Origin of the sequence: Ruegeria sp. HKCCD6157, from assembly GCF_013110685.1 — a bacterium.
Classification (GTDB): domain Bacteria; phylum Pseudomonadota; class Alphaproteobacteria; order Rhodobacterales; family Rhodobacteraceae; genus Ruegeria.
Genome location: NZ_WVRB01000003.1, coordinates 296,127 through 311,056 on the forward strand (window position 1 = coordinate 296,127; position 14,930 = coordinate 311,056).

Here is a 14,930-nt window from a genome sequence, read left to right on the forward strand (position 1 = left end):
TGATATTTTGTTTGAGGAAAGGGCAGTCAGTTGTGGCACAAGTAAAAATGCCCAATCAAGTCCCTCGGCTCGCGATGGCGTTGATCCTGTTTGTGTCGATGCCGCAAATGGTTGCCGCCAGCGACAGTTTTATGGATCCGCAAGGACCTATTGCCGCCATCCAGAAAACGCATCTGCTGCGGGCGACCGCTTTGATCATGGTGGCTGTTATCCCTGTGCTGATACTGGTGCCGTTGATCGCGTTTCGTTATCGCCGCCGAAGGAACAGCCACGCAGCTTACCGACCGGATTGGGATTTTTCCGCGAAACTGGAATTCCTCATGTGGGGTGTGCCCGTTGTGATTGTGGCGCTCCTGTCGTTCTACCTTTGGAAGGCCACCCATCGGCTTGATCCGTACGCGTCGGCGTTTGGTGAAGATCCGGCCTTGCGCGTGCAGGTTGTCGGGCTGGATTGGAAGTGGCTGTTCATCTATCCCGATCTTGGTATCGCCAGTGTGGGCGAGTTCGGCATTCCCACCAAAAGGCAAGTGGCCATGACTCTGACCACCGATACCGTCATGCAATCCTTCATGATCCCTGCGCTGGCAGGCCAGATTTACGCGATGCCGGGAATGACCACGCAACTGCATCTGGTCGCGGACGTCCCCGAGGTCATGCAAGGCGAGAACACGCAGTACAACGGGCGGGGTTTTACCAAACAGAAATTTCGTACCGTTGCCATGCACAGTGATGAATTTGAAAGCTGGGCCCAGAAAGTCCGCGAAAATGGTATCCGACTGGACCCGGAAACGTATCAGACGCTTGCGATGCGGACAGACAGGGATGAGGTGCAGGCGGCGCTGGGCACCGACAAGATGCCAAAGGACGCGCTGTACTTCACGATGGAACAAGATTTGTTTCAAACGATCCTGCACCGCTATCACAGCGGCAAAGCGCTGCCGGTGGATCAACAGCCGGGAACGGCATCCTTCGGGCAGGAGGTGCAGCAATGACGCCGTCCTATTCAGGCTTCCTCGGCCGCCTCGACTGGGATGCGCTTCCGATCACAGGATTGATCCAGAACCCGAACGCGAATGAGATCGTTGCCAACGCCGCCGCCGCAATCGTCTTGGTTGGCGTTTTCGTCGTGGTCGGCCTGCTCAGCTGGTTTCGGTTGTGGACGCCCCTTTGGCGCGATTGGCTGACCAGTGTTGATCACAAGAAGATAGGGATCATGTATGTCGTCTTTGCCATCGTCATGCTGGCGCGCGGCGTGTTGGAAGGCGTTGTCATGCGCGCGCAGCAGGCTGCCGGCCCGGGCGACGGGTTCCTGGAAGCCGAACATTTCGCCGAGCTGTTCAGTACCCATGGCACGATCATGATTTTCTTTGTCGCGGTGCCCTTTGTCTTTGGCATCGCGAACTATGTCGTCCCGCTGATGATCGGGGCGCGGGATGTGGCGTTCCCACGCTTGAACCAGATCAGTCTGGGCCTGACGGTTTCCTCGGGCATGATGCTTATGGTTTCGCTGGTCGTGGGGCGGTTCTCGACCGGTGGCTGGACGGCCTACCCACCGTATACCGGCGCCGCTTTCAATCCGGGAGTTGGGCCGGACTATTGGATCTGGGCGATCGTTGTTTCGGGTGTCGGCACGACGCTTACCGGTATCAATTTTGCCGTTACGATCTACAAGATGCGCGCGCCGGGCATGACCTTCATGCGGTTGCCGATGTATTGCTGGACCATCATATGCAGTTCGATCCTGATCGTCTTTGCGATGCCGCCGTTGGGCGTCGCGGCGCTTTTGCTGGCTGCGGACCGCTATTTGGACTTCCACTTTTTCACCAATGACCTCGGCGGCAATATGATGAACTATGCCAATCTGTTCTGGCTGTTCGGCCACCCCGAGGTTTACCTGCTGGTTCTGCCCGCTTACGGCATCTACTCCGAAGTTTTTGCGACTTTTTCGGCCAAGAGGCTCTACGGCTACAACTCGCTCGTCATCGCTACGATGTCGATCGCGGTTTTGTCGTTTACCGTCTGGCTGCACCACTTCTTCACCATGGGGCAGAGCGCCCTGATCAACGCCGTTTTTGGCATCGCAACCATGCTGATCGCCATCCCCACCGGTGTAAAAGTCTATGACTGGATGGCGACTTTGTGGCGGGGGCGCATCCGGTTCTCGGTGCCGATGCTGTACGGATTGGCATTTTTGATGTTGTTCGTGATTGGCGGACTGAGCGGGGTGATCTTGGCCAATCCGACCGTGGATTATCAGGTGCACAATACATTGTTCCTGGTGGCCCACTTCCACAACGTACTGTTGCCGGGTGTGCTGTTTGGGCTGTTGGCCGCCTATAACTACTGGTTTCCAAAGGCTTTCGGCTTTCGCCTGAACGAATTCTGGGGCCGTGTGACCGTCGCCCTCTGGACCTTAGGGTTTTTGCTGACCTTCATGCCGCTTTACTTCGTCGGGCTGATGGGGATGCCGCGCCGTTCTTTCAGCTATGATGACCCATCTTTCCATCCCTTCATGATGGTGGCGATCGTCGGGGCGCTGGTGATTACCTGCGCGTTGCTCTCGGTTCTGATCCAACTTTGGGTCAGCATCCGCGACCGCGAAAAGACCCGCGTTCCCGTTGGAGATCCATGGGATGGGCGGACGTTGGAATGGTCTATCCCGTCGCCGCCGCCGCCGTACAACTTTGCGATCATCCCAACCGTTACGGACCGGGATGATTTTGCGGCAGCAAAGGAAAAGGGGGCGGCCTATCCAACGCCCGACGCCTATGAAGATATCGATTTGCCGCGCAATACAGGCATTGGTTTCGTTCTGTGTGTCATGAGTGGTATCTGGATGTTCGCACTGGTCTGGTGGATTTGGTGGTTGGCTGCATTGATGACGGTTCTGATGATCCTGGCGGTGATCATCTGGACGTTCGACGACAGTACCGAGCTGACCATACCTGCGGAAGAAGTGCGCAAGGATCACGAAGCCTGGCTTGCATTGGTTCACGGTGAAAAGGCGGTGGATCGCGATTCCGAGACGTCTCCGGAAAATCGCGGCCTCGCCCGCCCTGATCTGGAGGCGGTGACATGAAGCGCGCGCCCACCCACAGCTATCCGGGTATCAACCTGGGGGAACGTCACGCGAGTGCTCACAAGGCGACCGAGGTCGTCACCTTCGGGTTCTGGGTCTTTTTGATGAGCGATCTGGTCTATTTCGGCCTGATGTTTGCGATTTACATCACGATGATCGATGCACAGGCCGGTGGTCCCGGCCCGCACGAGCTGTTTGATCTCAAAAGCGTCTTTGCGCAGACGCTCATCCTGTTGACAAGCAGCCTGACGGTTGGCCTTGCCATGCTGGCGCTGAAATACAATCTGCCGCGCGCTCGCATTGTCTTGTGGTTTGGCGTCACGCTTTTTCTGGGCATCAGCTTCCTAGTGCTGGAGGTGCGTGATTTCATGGCCATGGCGGAACAAGGTGGCATTCCGCAGCGCAGCGGTTTCTTGTCGGCCTTCTTCGGCCTTGTTCCGCTGCATGGTCTGCACGTCGCCGCAGGGTGCCTGTGGCTGATCGTTCTGGGTATTCAGCTGCGCGTGAAAGGGATGACGGATGTCATTATCTCGCGTGTGGTTCGGTTGGCCCTGTTCTGGCATTTTCTGGACCTGATCTGGATCGGGATCATCACCATCGTTTATTTCGGAGGTCTGACCTATGGATAAACGCTCTGAAATGCACCGTCGCGAGCGTCGGCGCTATTTGATCGGATACGGTGGTTCGCTGCTGTTGACTTTTGCGACCTTCGGCGTGGCCCATCTGTTTGGGATCGAAACCCCCGGTGTTTACCTGACAATTGGATTGCTGGGTCTGGCCCAACTTGTTCTGCAACTTGTATATTTCCTGCACATCGATCGCCGGCGCAGCAGTCGTGAAGACCTGCATCTGGTTCTGTTTTCCACGATGGTTCTGTTGATCATGATTTTTGGAACGGTCTGGGTGCTGGGCAATCTGGCAATACGAATGCACATGCATGTGATGTGATGCTCATGGTTCGTGTGCAGAAAGGGATACGAAAATGAAGCCACTCAAAATCGCAGCCGTGGCTTTGATACTTGCAGCAATTGCAGTCGGTCTTGTTCTGTTCTGGAGACACGAAGAGCGGTACCCGTCCACTCAGGATGCATATCTGGGCGCGAACATCATTTATGTCGCTGCGCAGGTGACAGGGCAGGTGGCCGATGTACATGTGATCGAAAACCAGCCCGTGAAAAACGGCGATCTGCTTTTCACGATCGACGACACTCAATTCAAGGCTTCGGTGGATGCAGCCAAAGCCAATCTGGACAGTGCGATACAACAGGCCAAATCCTATTCCACACAGATTGCGGCGGCAGAGGCTTCGGTGGACAGCGCCCAATCGGCCTACGATACTGCATTGAAGAGTTTTGAACGTGCGAAAGCCCTGTTCGCATCAGGCGATGTCGCACAGGCATCGCTGGATCAGACGGCATCGGAATTCGCCCAAGCCTCTGCACGGTTGACGACCAGCCAGTCCAGCCTTTTGGCACTGAAAAGCGGGTTGCAGGCGAAACAGGATGATATCTTGTCTGCGCGGGCACAGCTTGAAATAGCGCAAACCAACCTTGCCTGGACCAAGATCCATGCCGCGGCCGACGGATGGATCGCCAATCTGACCCTTCGCCCCGGATCCTCGGTGTCCGCCAATGCCCCGCAATTTTCGATTGTCGAATCGTCCGATTGGTGGGTGGACGCGAACTTCAAAGAGACCGCATTGGCGCGCATTCGTCCGGGGCAGCCAGTCACGATACATGTCGATATGCTCCCCGGAGCAACGCTTACAGGTAAGGTGGCGTCAATCGGGCGAGGGTCCGGGGACACGTTTTCGTTGTTGCCCTCGGAAAATGCGAGCGGGAATTGGGTCAAGGTCACCCGGCGATTTCCGGTTCGGATCGCGCTGGACCCGACCGATGCGCCCTTGCGTGTCGGAGGCAGCAGCAAAGTTGTCGTAGATACAACAGGTCCGGTGGACGGCAAATGACCCCTGCGGCGTCCGGCCATGTGAACATGGTGATCGTGATCGCCGTTATTCTCAGCGCCATTCTGGAAGTCCTGGACAGTACGATCGTCAATGTGGCGTTGCCGCATATCCAGGCCGCATTCGGGGCGACGACCGATCAGGCGACATGGATTCTGACCAGCTATATCGTTTCCGCGGTGGTCATCATGCCGTTGACAGGGTTCGTCGCCCGACGCGTGGGCCGACGACGGTTGATTCTGACGGCGGTGACTGGTTTTGCCGTCATGTCGATGATGTGCGGCATGTCCTGGAGCCTTGAGGTCATCGTTGCCTTTCGGCTGGCTCAGGGCATGTTCGGCGCTTTCCTGATCCCTTTGTCCCAGTCCATTCTGTTCGATGCCTTCCCGCGGGAAAAGCGCGGACAGGCAATGGCCATTTTCGGTCTGGGCGTCGTGGTAGCGCCGGTACTGGGGCCAACGGTCGGTGCAATTCTGACCGAATATTTTTCCTGGCGGATGGTCTTCTTTGTCAACGTTCCCGTGGCGGCCCTTGCACTGCTTCTGCTGGCCGGAGAATTGCCGGAAGACAAAACCGAGGAGGTTCAGATCGATTGGAAAGGCCTTGCTCTGCTGGCTCTTGGAATCGGGTGCCTTCAATTCGTTCTGGATCAAGGCGAGACACTGGACTGGATGTCGTCCCGCGTCATCCAGGTGGCCGTGATCGCAGCAGTTATCGGGGCGTTTGGTTTCATTTTTCACGCGTTGACCTCTCGCATTTCGGTTGTGGACCTGCGTCTGTTCGCAGATCGAAACTTTGCCCTGTGCAATCTGATCATCGCGGGTTTTGCCGTGTCTCTGTTCGGGGGCATCGCGATTTTGCCGACGCTGGTTCAAAGCCTGCTGGATTTCCCAGTCATCGCGTCGGGCCATCTGTTCATTCCGCGTGGCCTGACCGCAGGGCTGTCCATGGTTCTGACCGGCGCAGTTCTGGTAAACCGCTTTGATCCGCGCCTGCTGGCGGGCATCGGTCTGTTGCTGACGGCGGTCGGGAATTTCATGATGGGGGCCATCAACCTCAATGCCGGTTTTTGGGAGCTCGCGTGGCCGGGGGCCATCAGCGGCCTCGGGATGGGTCTTGTGTTCGTGCCGATGTCGATACTGGCTTTCGAGAGCATCAGTAAAGGCCGGCAGGACGAAGCCTCTGGTCTGTTCAACGTGACAAGGCAATTGGGATCGTCGGTTGGCATCTCGCTGGTCGGCACTTGGGTTGTACGCGGGTTGCAGACCAATACGGCGGTGCTCAGCCAGAATGTGACGCCCTACAACCCCGCAGCCCAGGCGTATCTGAGCCCGCTTGGCCTCGCGCCAGACAGCGCTGAAGGTGCTGCCATTCTGGGCCAGGAAATCATGAAGCAGGCCGAGATGATTTCCTATTTGACCGTGTTCAACAATCTGGGTCTGCTTGCCTTGGCCACTATTCCATTGCTTTTCTTTTGTCGCGCTCCGAAGCCCGGGTCACATGTTGCCGCTCATGTGCATTAGCGCGTCAAGGTCAGCCCAAGCCACAGGGCAAACCAGCACAGCGCCAGGCTGATCAGGATATTGCCAGCTGCCAGAACCAGAGTCCGCTCGCGCCGAAGTTCAAGAGATTGATAGGCAAAGCTGGAAAACGTGGTGAACCCGCCGCAGAATCCAAAGACCAGCCGTCTTTGATCCTCGGGAATGTCGACAGGGCCGCCCAGATAGCCGATCCAGATCCCCAGCAGCAGGCTGCCCAGTACATTTACGATCAACGTTGAAAAGGGCAAATCGTGCCGCACTTTCAAAGCCAGCCAATGACGTAGGACCGCCCCCAGGCCTCCGCCCAGTCCGAACATCGCATGAAGATAGAGGTCATTCATGACGGTGACCTCTCGGAATGAAAATGGTTGCCCAGCTTCTCTCCGACCAGCGCAGCGCCAATGCCGAAAGCGATTTCCAACCCGACAGCAAGCGGCACGGCCCACAGATCACTTTCGGCAATACGTTCCAGATCAGCTACAAAAGACGAAAAGGTGGACAACCCACCACAAAATCCGACCGCGCCCAGATGCAGCACATGCGCGTGCACCTTGTGGCGTATTGAATACAGCCACCCCAAGACGAAACAGGCCGCCACGTTGATGCCGAAGGTCGACGTGAGGAAACTGAGGCCGGGGATTTCCAGCGCGAAAACTTCGCGCAACAACGATCCCAGCGCCCCTCCGGCAAAGACGGCGAGAAACATAAGGCTCTTTCGGTCGCGCCGGTGTTGGGAATGCGTCTTTGTCAAGTGAATGCCTGTCGTCTTCTGGTATGCGTGGCATATCCACTGGCGACACCCTGTTCAACTGTTGAGCCAACGTAGCGCGTTTTCACGTTTTCGTCTTCGGGCGGATAAATTCCCGCGAAAGCTTGCAATTAAAAATCAATCTGTTTCACGTTGAGTGTTGTTGGAACGCGCAACTGCCGGTCGGAACCACGAGGAGACAGGAACATGATTGTACGCAGGATCTACTATTTTCTGAGCTATGTCTGCCTGCCGCTCGTGTTGCTGTTGGGGTTCTTCTGGCCGCCCGTACATTGGCTTTTGGTCATCTTGGTGCCCTACGCGGTCATCGGCCTTTATGATGTTTTGACTACCAAGCACAATGTTCTGAACAACTATCCGGTTCTGGGGCATTTCCGGTACATGCTTGAATTCGTCAGCCCGGAAATTCGACAGTATTTCGTTGAAACCAACGAAAGCGGCCGACCTTACAACCGGATCGTACGCGGCCTGGTTTACTCCCGCGCCAAGGGCCAGATGGATACGCAGGCCTTCGGAACGCAATACGACATAAACGAGGTTGGATATCACCGCGCAAATCATTCGCTTGCGCCCAAACATGTGGATAAAAGCGAAGATCGCGTCATGTTGGGCGGGCCACAATGCACGAAGCCGTACAGCGCCTCGCGTCTCAATGTTTCGGCCATGAGCTTCGGCGCGTTGAGCGCCAACGCCATCCGCGCGCTGAACGGCGGGGCAAAGGACGGAGGCTTTGCCCACAATACCGGTGAAGGCGGGTTGTCTCCTCACCATCTGGCCGAAGGCGGCGACATCATCTGGCAGATTGGGACGGGCTATTTTGGATGTCGAACGCCGGAAGGCGGGTTTGACAAGGACAAGTTTGCCGTAAGGGCCACAAAGGATGTGGTCAAGGCAATCGAAATCAAACTGTCCCAAGGTGCCAAACCTGCGCATGGGGGCGTTCTTCCCGCTGCCAAGGTCGATGCCGAAATTGCCGAAATCCGCGGGGTGCCCGAGCATCAGGATGTGATTTCCCCCCCAACTCACAGTGCCTTTGAAGGGCCTTCGGGGTTGATGCATTTTGTTCAGCATCTGCGCGAAATGTCCGGCGGCAAACCTGTCGGCTTCAAATTGTGTATTGGCAACCCGTCCGAGTTCATGTCGATCTGCAAGGCCATGCTCGAGACAGGAATTTTGCCGGACTTCATCACCATTGACGGATCAGAAGGGGGTACCGGCGCGGCCCCGGTCGAGTTCACCAACCGTCTGGGCATGCCCCTGAACGAGGCGCTTATTTTTGTAAACAATTGCCTGCGTGGCGTAGGGCTGCGCGACAAGATCCGGATCATTTGTGCGGGCAAAGTGGCGACCGGATACGACATGGTCGAGAAATTCGCGCTTGGTGCGGATATTTGCAATGCGGCACGGGCGATGATGTTTGCGGTGGGCTGCATTCAGGCCTTGCATTGCAACACCAACCGTTGCCCGTCCGGGGTCGCCACCCAGGATCCCGTTCGTGGGCGCGCGGTGAACATCCCGCAAAAGCGGCGGCGCGTTCACCGCTATCACGACGCAACACTGGAAAGCTTCCGCGAACTCTTGGGTGCGATGGGAAAGGAAAAAGTGTCCGAGCTGCATCCGCGCGACATTTTGCGGCGCACGGCGGACGAGCATGAGCGCACCTATGGCGAGCTTTACACCTATCTGGAGGATGGTGCGTTGCTGGCAGATGTGGTTCCCGAGGGATTCGCGGCGGATTGGAAACGCGCTTCGGCATCTCGTTTCTGAGGCGGGATCCGGAACAAACAACCGTTTACCCAGAAGGGGTGTGGGCGAATTGCGCCCGCGCCCGCCGTTTCGACATGTGGCTTACCTCAACTGGGGTTCGATCTGGGATTGTTGGCCACATGCGTGTTGATCCTGCGAATGCTCCATTCAACGGAATCCCGCATCGCGCGCCCCAAGGCCAAATCAAACGCTTTGATCAAATCTGATGTCTGGTCGCTTGCGGCAACGACATTTTCCTGAAACGAATTCGAAGCGATGATCTTGTCGTCGTATTCATCGATGACCTTGATGTTCATGCGCACTTCGATACGGATTTTGTCTCCGTTTTCGGGATCCGAAACAACGATGCCCTGAAACTCGCGCAGGTCCGGTGCGATCACGTAATCAGCGCGCAGACCAACCGTTGACCGGCCGACGGCGGCGACTTTGCCGGAGTTCTCAAAGCTTTCGATCAATAGCGTCTGAACGATCAGAGGTGCGCGATCCACCCATCGCGCCCGTGGCAAATACTGAACCTGAAACGGGGTGGGCTGAATGGCGATCTGATCCGTGTTCACCGCAGCGGTTGCAGTTGGTTCTTCAACAACGATCTGTTTCTGTATTCGCGGCAGCGCCGACGAAAACGTGCTTTTGGGTGTCAACAGATATAAATCGTTGGGTTTCGCGGCTTGTTTCAAAGTGCCCAACCCGGCACATCCACCGACCAATGCAAACGTCAGAATTGCAATTGCAGGCTTGATCATTGACGGAACTCCGATGCTTGGGTGCCCAGCAGAAACCGCGCAGGATCACGTTCGACCTTGTCCACCAGACGGTCGAGGCTGATTACCAGGCGTTGGGATTCTTCGACGAAGCGGATAAATTGCGGCAGACCCACGCGCAGGAAGTCTGACACCTGCCGGCGGTTGGTCTGAACGATGCCGTCAATTGTCCCCAGCAGCTCTGAGGCAGAGTTCGACGCGCTCAGGACATCGTCTGAAATCTGATCGATTTTACCGGTGATGTTCGAGACTGTTTCGGTGACCTGGTTGGCCGCCTTCCGGATATCTTCCGCAACGGGCGCCACGTCTTCTTCCATGACGCGGTTGGCTGATTCAAAGGCCGTTTCCGCCGAAGACAGCGCACCTTTGGCCGTGTCCATTGCGGATGTGATCGAACCAAGTGTCGTGTTGGCGTTCAACACGGTCTCGTTCACGATCCCCAGCGTGACGCTGCCTTCATCCGACAAGAGGGTCAACCGTTCGGCCAGTTGCGACCCGCGTTCGATGAAAGGTCGAACGTCCTGCTGCAAGATGCGGTCTGCCGATTCGATCGTCGTTTTCGCTTCGTCCAGCGCGACCCTGGCTGACTCGGACGCGGACTTGACCGAATTGAGCGTTTCCGTGCCGGTTTTGAGGGTCGTATCCGCCGTTTCGATCAAGGGGTCCAGACGTTTTGAAAATTCACCAATATCCTTGGCTGCACTGCCAATGTCGCTGGCCACGGATTCAAAGCTTGTCAGTGTTTTGTCCAGCCGGCCGGTCGCAGAGGCAAGGTTGTCCAGAATGCTGCTCACGGCTTGCCGGTTCTTGTCGTCGACGACCTTGTTCAGGCTTTCCAGAAGTGTAACGGCCTCGTCCAGCACTTTTGGTGCGCCTTCAAACAATGACTGGATGGTGCTGCGCTTGCTATTGATCACGCTGTCTTGCGGCAGCCTTTTGGCAGTCGGTGACCCGCCGGTAAGTTCAACGTAACCGACGCCGGTAACACCCAGCGATTGAAGCTGGGCGATCGTTTCTTCGGTGATCGGAATATCTGCATCCACTTCTATTCGCACGCGAACCTTGGAGGGATCGTCCTCGTCCAGGTTCAGAGAGATCACCTGCCCAACAGGAAGGCCGTTGAAATTCACTCCGCCCGCCGCCGAAAGCCCCGAGACATTATCGAACAATACATCGTAATAAGCGTATTGGCGGGTCACTTCGAATTTCGCCAACCACAGGAAAAAGCCGAATACGCCCAACAGCCCCGCAAGGGTGAACGCGCCGATCAGGATGTAATTTGCTCTGGTTTCCATCGCCTTTACCTGTCCTGACCCTTCTGTTGCGCCGCGCGGGCGCGGGGGCCTGTGAAATATTCCTGCACCCAAGGATGATCCACTTTGGTCATATCCTCAATCGGACCTTCAACCAGCACGCGTTTTTCTGCAAGCACTGCAATTCGGTCACAGATGGCGTAAAGGCTGTCCAGATCATGGGTGACCATGAAAACAGTCAACCCAAGTGCCTGCTGCAATTCGCCGATCAGTTCATCATATGCAGCCGCGCCAATCGGGTCCAATCCGGCGGTCGGCTCATCCAGAAAAACGATTTCGGGATCAAGCGCCAGCGCCCGTGCCAGGGCGGCGCGCTTTCGCATGCCGCCCGACAGTTCCGATGGAAACTTGACGCAACTCAGCTGGGGCAGACCCACAAGGCTGATCTTCAACGCACCCAGCGATTCCATCAGTTTTTCACTGATGCCCGTATGTTCTCGCAGTGGGGCCATCACGTTTTGCAATACGGTCAGCGATGAAAACAGCGCACCGTCCTGAAAGGCCACGCCCCAGTGGCGTTCGATCCTGCGGCGATCTTCTTCAGGGCCGTTTAAGACATCCACGCCCAGCACTTCGATACTGCCGGCGGCTGGTTTGTTCAGACCCACAATCGTACGAAGCAAAACGGATTTTCCGGTTCCGGACCCGCCAACGATGCCCAGAACCTCGCCACGCCAGACATCAAGGTTCAGATCGTCATGAACCACCTGCGTTCCGAATTGGTTCCTGAGACCGCGAACGCGGATCACGGCGTCACGCTGCGATGCGTTCTGTTCCGTTTCGTGTTGCGTGCTATTGTTCATGTCAGATTCCGATTTCGGAAAAGAAAATCGAAAACAATGCGTCGATTGCAATCACCATGAAAATGGATTGCACGACCGAGGCGGTTGTACGCTGCCCGACACTCTGGGCAGATCCTTTGACCTGCATGGCCTGCCAGCAGGCTATGACCCCGATGACCAATGCAAAGAACGGTGCCTTGATCAAACCAACTGCAAGTTGCCAGACATCGGTGTTTTCTTTCAGACGAGTGACAAACATGCCCGGGCTTACGCCCAGATCGATCCAGCTCATCAGTGCGCCGCCGAACAGGCCGGCCATATCTGCGACAAACCCAAGAATGGGCAGCATGATCAGCAACGCCAAAACACGTGGAATGACAAGAACCTCGATCGGGTCAAGGCCCAGCGTCCGCATGGCGTCGATCTCTTCCTGTACTTTCATCGAACCGATCGAGGCCGTGAATGCCGAACCCGAGCGGCCGGCAACAATAATCGCGGTCAGCAAAATTCCCAGCTCTCGCAGAATCGAGATCGAAATCAGTTCGACCACAAAGATCTCGGCCCCGAACTGTTTCAATTGTGTCGCACCCTGAAATGCCAGCACGACACCGATCAGAAAACCCATCAGGGCCACGATGGGAAGGGCTTTGACCCCGGTTTCCTCCATATGTGTGACAAGGGCCGCTTTGCGCAGGCGCCACGGCATGACCAGGGTCCGAAACAAGCGGTGCAGGGTAAGGCCCAGAAATTCGAGGATCGACAGGGTATCCTTCCAGGCCCCGAATGTGCCCTGACCCACATGAGCGACCCAGTCCAGAAAACCGCGAGGCTCCTCAAGCTTGCCGGGTTTGTCCGGGATGCTGCGTGTCACCGTGTCTATCAGTGTCGCATGTGCGGGTTTCACGCCTTGAAACTCCAGCGTGGCACCGATTGACGTGAACCTCCGGCCTAGGTCCGCAACCAGCCAGGCCCCGCCCGTATCCAGTGCTTCTATGCCGGACAGATCAAAAACGACCTTGCCCCCACAAGGTTGGACCGCAGCAAAATCATGCTCCACGGTTTGCAGGGATTGTGTGAGCAACTCACCAGAAATGCGCACTTGATTGCCGCTGGCGTCGCGCTCTGATGTGATCGTTGGCTGCGTCATGGTGCCATGTGAAGTAAAACATTCAATGCCTGCAATGACTTTGTGCCCTTTGACCCGGTTTTTGCCGGAAAGGATGGCCTTGGCGTCACGCCGGACCATGAGTAGGAGCAAGCATAATTGGAGACCTGTCCGTTACTTTTCGCGGCTCAAGTCAGGCCGGATAAGAAAACGCAGGGCTGTTCGACTAATCGGTTGCGCGAAAAACGGAAGCGGGACACATTCCGCCGCGGAAACCAGGCTGCGGAATTCGGAGAAGTCGGTATGCATCACGCCAAGAACGTTCTGTTCATCATCATCGATCAATTGAGGGCAGATTGCCTGAACGGCGCTCTGGCCGAGCACGTGCAGCTACCGAACTTGCGGGCTTTCATGGACGAGGCGGTAAGTTTTACGCGCCACTTCTCCGTCACCAACCCCTGTGGGCCATCCCGCGCATCGATTTTGACCGGCCAATACGCGATGAACCACCGTTCCGTGCGAAATGGTACTCCGCTGCGTCATGACACGCCGAACATCGCCACGGAAATGCGAAAGGCGGGATATATGCCGATGCTGTTCGGGTACACCGATACGTCTGCCGATCCCCGAGTCCATGATCCCAACGACCCCGTGCTCAAATCTTACGAGCAATCGATGAACGGGTTCCTTGAAGTTGTCGAAATGCGCCTGGAAGAGTCATACCCTTGGCGATCATATTTGATGAAAAATGGCTATACGTTCGATACATATTGGGATGTCTACAAGCCTGTCTCACCGGATGGTCAAACGCCCAAGCTGAACGACCCGGCCATGTATCGGGCAGAACACAGCGACACAGCCTTCCTGACCGGTGCGTTTCTGGACGGGATTGCACCTCATCAAGGCGAGGGGTGGTTTGCTCATCTGACTTACATCCGTCCTCATCCACCTTTGGTTGCGCCTGCCCCGTATAACGACATGTACGATCCGGTGGAAATCCCTCTGCCGAAACGCCTTCCGAGCGAAGCCGCTGAAAAGGCGCTGCATCCGTTTTTCGGACCAAAGCTGGACGCCTATACGGCAGAAAAGTTCGTTCATGGCTTTGCTGACGTTGAGCCAACGGATGAAAACATTCGCACTTTGCGTGCCGTTTATCTGGGATTGGCGACCGAGGTCGATCACCATATCGGGCGCGTCGTTCAGTATCTCAAGGACAGCGGGCAATACGACGATACCATGCTGGTCATTACGGCTGATCATGGCGAAATGCTGGGCGACAGGCACAGCTGGGGCAAAATGACTGTGTACGACGCTGCCTATCACACACCGTTGATGATACGCCTTCCGGGGAACGAGGCCATGGCCGGCGCGAAAGTGACCGTTCCTACCGAGTCGATTGATGTCACGCCGACTATCCTTGATTGGATTGGGCAGACTGTCCCAAACGCCATGGATGGCAGGTCTTTGCTGCCCTTGTTGCACGGCGACGTTCCCGATGACTGGCGCAGCTATTCCTTCAGCGAGCTGGATTTCTCGGAACCCGAAGAACCTACGCTCTGGCAACGGCGGTTGGGAACGGGCAACAGTGATTCCTGTCTGGGAATATTGCGGGACGAACGGTTCACGTTGGTCGAGTTTGCAGCCGACCTGCCGCCGATCCTGTTTGATCACCAGGGACAGGGAGAATTCGAAAACCTTGCGGAAAACCCTGCGTTTGCGGCTGATCTTGCCCGGTTGGGCAGACAGATGCTGCGCCATCGGATGCGAAACATGGATCATACCTTGTCGTTGCACTCCATTACTTCCGAAGGCGCGAAGTCCCGTTCCAGATATTAGGATCACTGCACGCT

14 protein-coding genes are annotated in these 14,930 nt (G+C 56.4%); 8 read left to right on the forward strand and 6 right to left on the reverse strand.

From position 1 onward, the window contains the following. Positions 1 to 47 precede the first annotated feature (47 nt). The 6 genes from GS612_RS13240 to GS612_RS13265 are packed head-to-tail and all read left to right on the forward strand — an operon-like array spanning position 48 to position 6,565. On the forward strand, positions 48 to 992 hold the full coding sequence (locus GS612_RS13240; protein WP_253286169.1) for a cytochrome ubiquinol oxidase subunit II: 945 nt from the start codon (positions 48 to 50) through the stop codon (positions 990 to 992). Then, positions 989 to 3,079 carry a cbb3-type cytochrome c oxidase subunit I gene (locus tag GS612_RS13245; protein WP_171640931.1) on the forward strand — a complete coding sequence of 697 codons (2,091 nt, stop codon included), beginning with the start codon at positions 989 to 991 and terminating at the stop codon, positions 3,077 to 3,079. The genes GS612_RS13240 and GS612_RS13245 overlap by 4 nt, the downstream gene beginning before the upstream one ends. After that, on the forward strand, positions 3,076 to 3,708 hold the full coding sequence (locus GS612_RS13250) for a cytochrome c oxidase subunit 3 (protein ID WP_171331479.1): 633 nt from the start codon (positions 3,076 to 3,078) through the stop codon (positions 3,706 to 3,708). Before GS612_RS13245 ends, GS612_RS13250 begins: the two co-directional genes overlap by 4 nt. After that, the gene (locus GS612_RS13255; protein WP_253286170.1) at positions 3,701 to 4,027 is read left to right on the forward strand and encodes a cytochrome o ubiquinol/quinol oxidase subunit IV; all 327 of its coding nucleotides are present in this window, start codon (positions 3,701 to 3,703) and stop codon (positions 4,025 to 4,027) included. Before GS612_RS13250 ends, GS612_RS13255 begins: the two co-directional genes overlap by 8 nt. Positions 4,028 to 4,061: 34 nt before the next feature. Further along, the gene (locus GS612_RS13260) at positions 4,062 to 5,045 is read left to right on the forward strand and encodes an HlyD family secretion protein (protein WP_171640933.1); all 984 of its coding nucleotides are present in this window, start codon (positions 4,062 to 4,064) and stop codon (positions 5,043 to 5,045) included. Then, positions 5,042 to 6,565 (forward strand): DHA2 family efflux MFS transporter permease subunit, encoded by a 1,524-nt coding sequence (locus tag GS612_RS13265; RefSeq protein WP_171640935.1) that lies wholly within the window; start codon positions 5,042 to 5,044, stop codon positions 6,563 to 6,565. Before GS612_RS13260 ends, GS612_RS13265 begins: the two co-directional genes overlap by 4 nt. On the opposite strand, the gene crcB is transcribed toward GS612_RS13265, so the two are convergent. Both crcB and GS612_RS13275 read right to left on the reverse strand, forming a co-directional pair. Beyond that, on the reverse strand, positions 6,562 to 6,924 hold the full coding sequence (gene crcB, locus GS612_RS13270) for a fluoride efflux transporter CrcB (protein WP_152460498.1): 363 nt from the start codon (positions 6,922 to 6,924) through the stop codon (positions 6,562 to 6,564). The genes GS612_RS13265 and crcB overlap by 4 nt on opposite strands. Then, positions 6,921 to 7,289 (reverse strand): CrcB family protein, encoded by a 369-nt coding sequence (locus GS612_RS13275; RefSeq protein WP_152460497.1) that lies wholly within the window; start codon positions 7,287 to 7,289, stop codon positions 6,921 to 6,923. The genes crcB and GS612_RS13275 overlap by 4 nt, the downstream gene beginning before the upstream one ends. A gap of 249 nt (positions 7,290 to 7,538) precedes the next feature. On the opposite strand from GS612_RS13275, the gene GS612_RS13280 reads away from it, so the two are divergent. Further along, positions 7,539 to 9,119, forward strand: a complete 1,581-nt coding sequence (locus GS612_RS13280; RefSeq protein WP_171640937.1) for an FMN-binding glutamate synthase family protein — start codon at positions 7,539 to 7,541, stop codon at positions 9,117 to 9,119. Between the two features lie 86 nt (positions 9,120 to 9,205). Here GS612_RS13280 and GS612_RS13285 read toward each other — a convergent pair whose 3' ends face one another. From GS612_RS13285 to GS612_RS13300, 4 genes are read right to left on the reverse strand one after another with little or no spacing between them, the layout of a single operon-like run. Next, the gene (locus GS612_RS13285) at positions 9,206 to 9,862 is read right to left on the reverse strand and encodes an ABC-type transport auxiliary lipoprotein family protein (RefSeq protein ID WP_171363340.1); all 657 of its coding nucleotides are present in this window, start codon (positions 9,860 to 9,862) and stop codon (positions 9,206 to 9,208) included. Then, positions 9,859 to 11,175 (reverse strand): MlaD family protein, encoded by a 1,317-nt coding sequence (locus GS612_RS13290; protein WP_171640939.1) that lies wholly within the window; start codon positions 11,173 to 11,175, stop codon positions 9,859 to 9,861. Before GS612_RS13290 ends, GS612_RS13285 begins: the two co-directional genes overlap by 4 nt. A 5-nt stretch (positions 11,176 to 11,180) precedes the next feature. Then, complete coding sequence (locus tag GS612_RS13295; protein ID WP_171640941.1) at positions 11,181 to 11,996, reverse strand: ABC transporter ATP-binding protein; 816 nt, start codon at positions 11,994 to 11,996, stop codon at positions 11,181 to 11,183. 1 nt (position 11,997) lies between these two features. Next, positions 11,998 to 13,122 (reverse strand): MlaE family lipid ABC transporter permease subunit, encoded by a 1,125-nt coding sequence (locus GS612_RS13300; protein WP_171640943.1) that lies wholly within the window; start codon positions 13,120 to 13,122, stop codon positions 11,998 to 12,000. Between the two features lie 261 nt (positions 13,123 to 13,383). On the opposite strand from GS612_RS13300, the gene GS612_RS13305 reads away from it, so the two are divergent. After that, entirely contained in the window at positions 13,384 to 14,916 is a 1,533-nt protein-coding gene (locus GS612_RS13305; RefSeq protein WP_171233351.1) for an alkaline phosphatase family protein, read from the forward strand. The last annotated feature ends 14 nt before the right edge of the window (positions 14,917 to 14,930 follow it).

Bases quoted from the DNA above. Each gene is read 5' to 3' on its own strand.
- GS612_RS13275 (WP_152460497.1), bottom strand. From the start codon at position 7,289: ATGTTTCTCGCCGTCTTTGCCGGAGGGGCGCTGGGATCGTTGTTGCGC.
- GS612_RS13280 (WP_171640937.1), top strand. From the start codon at position 7,539: ATGATTGTACGCAGGATCTACTATTTTCTGAGCTATGTCTGCCTGCCG.
- GS612_RS13295 (WP_171640941.1), bottom strand. From the start codon at position 11,996: ATGAACAATAGCACGCAACACGAAACGGAACAGAACGCATCGCAGCGT.
- GS612_RS13255 (WP_253286170.1), top strand. From the start codon at position 3,701: ATGGATAAACGCTCTGAAATGCACCGTCGCGAGCGTCGGCGCTATTTG.
- crcB (WP_152460498.1), bottom strand. From the start codon at position 6,924: ATGAATGACCTCTATCTTCATGCGATGTTCGGACTGGGCGGAGGCCTG.
- GS612_RS13245 (WP_171640931.1), top strand. From the start codon at position 989: ATGACGCCGTCCTATTCAGGCTTCCTCGGCCGCCTCGACTGGGATGCG.
- GS612_RS13285 (WP_171363340.1), bottom strand. From the start codon at position 9,862: ATGATCAAGCCTGCAATTGCAATTCTGACGTTTGCATTGGTCGGTGGA.
- GS612_RS13265 (WP_171640935.1), top strand. From the start codon at position 5,042: ATGACCCCTGCGGCGTCCGGCCATGTGAACATGGTGATCGTGATCGCC.
- GS612_RS13250 (WP_171331479.1), top strand. From the start codon at position 3,076: ATGAAGCGCGCGCCCACCCACAGCTATCCGGGTATCAACCTGGGGGAA.
- GS612_RS13290 (WP_171640939.1), bottom strand. From the start codon at position 11,175: ATGGAAACCAGAGCAAATTACATCCTGATCGGCGCGTTCACCCTTGCG.
- GS612_RS13305 (WP_171233351.1), top strand. From the start codon at position 13,384: ATGCATCACGCCAAGAACGTTCTGTTCATCATCATCGATCAATTGAGG.
- GS612_RS13300 (WP_171640943.1), bottom strand. From the start codon at position 13,122: ATGACGCAGCCAACGATCACATCAGAGCGCGACGCCAGCGGCAATCAA.
- GS612_RS13260 (WP_171640933.1), top strand. From the start codon at position 4,062: ATGAAGCCACTCAAAATCGCAGCCGTGGCTTTGATACTTGCAGCAATT.
- GS612_RS13240 (WP_253286169.1), top strand. From the start codon at position 48: ATGCCCAATCAAGTCCCTCGGCTCGCGATGGCGTTGATCCTGTTTGTG.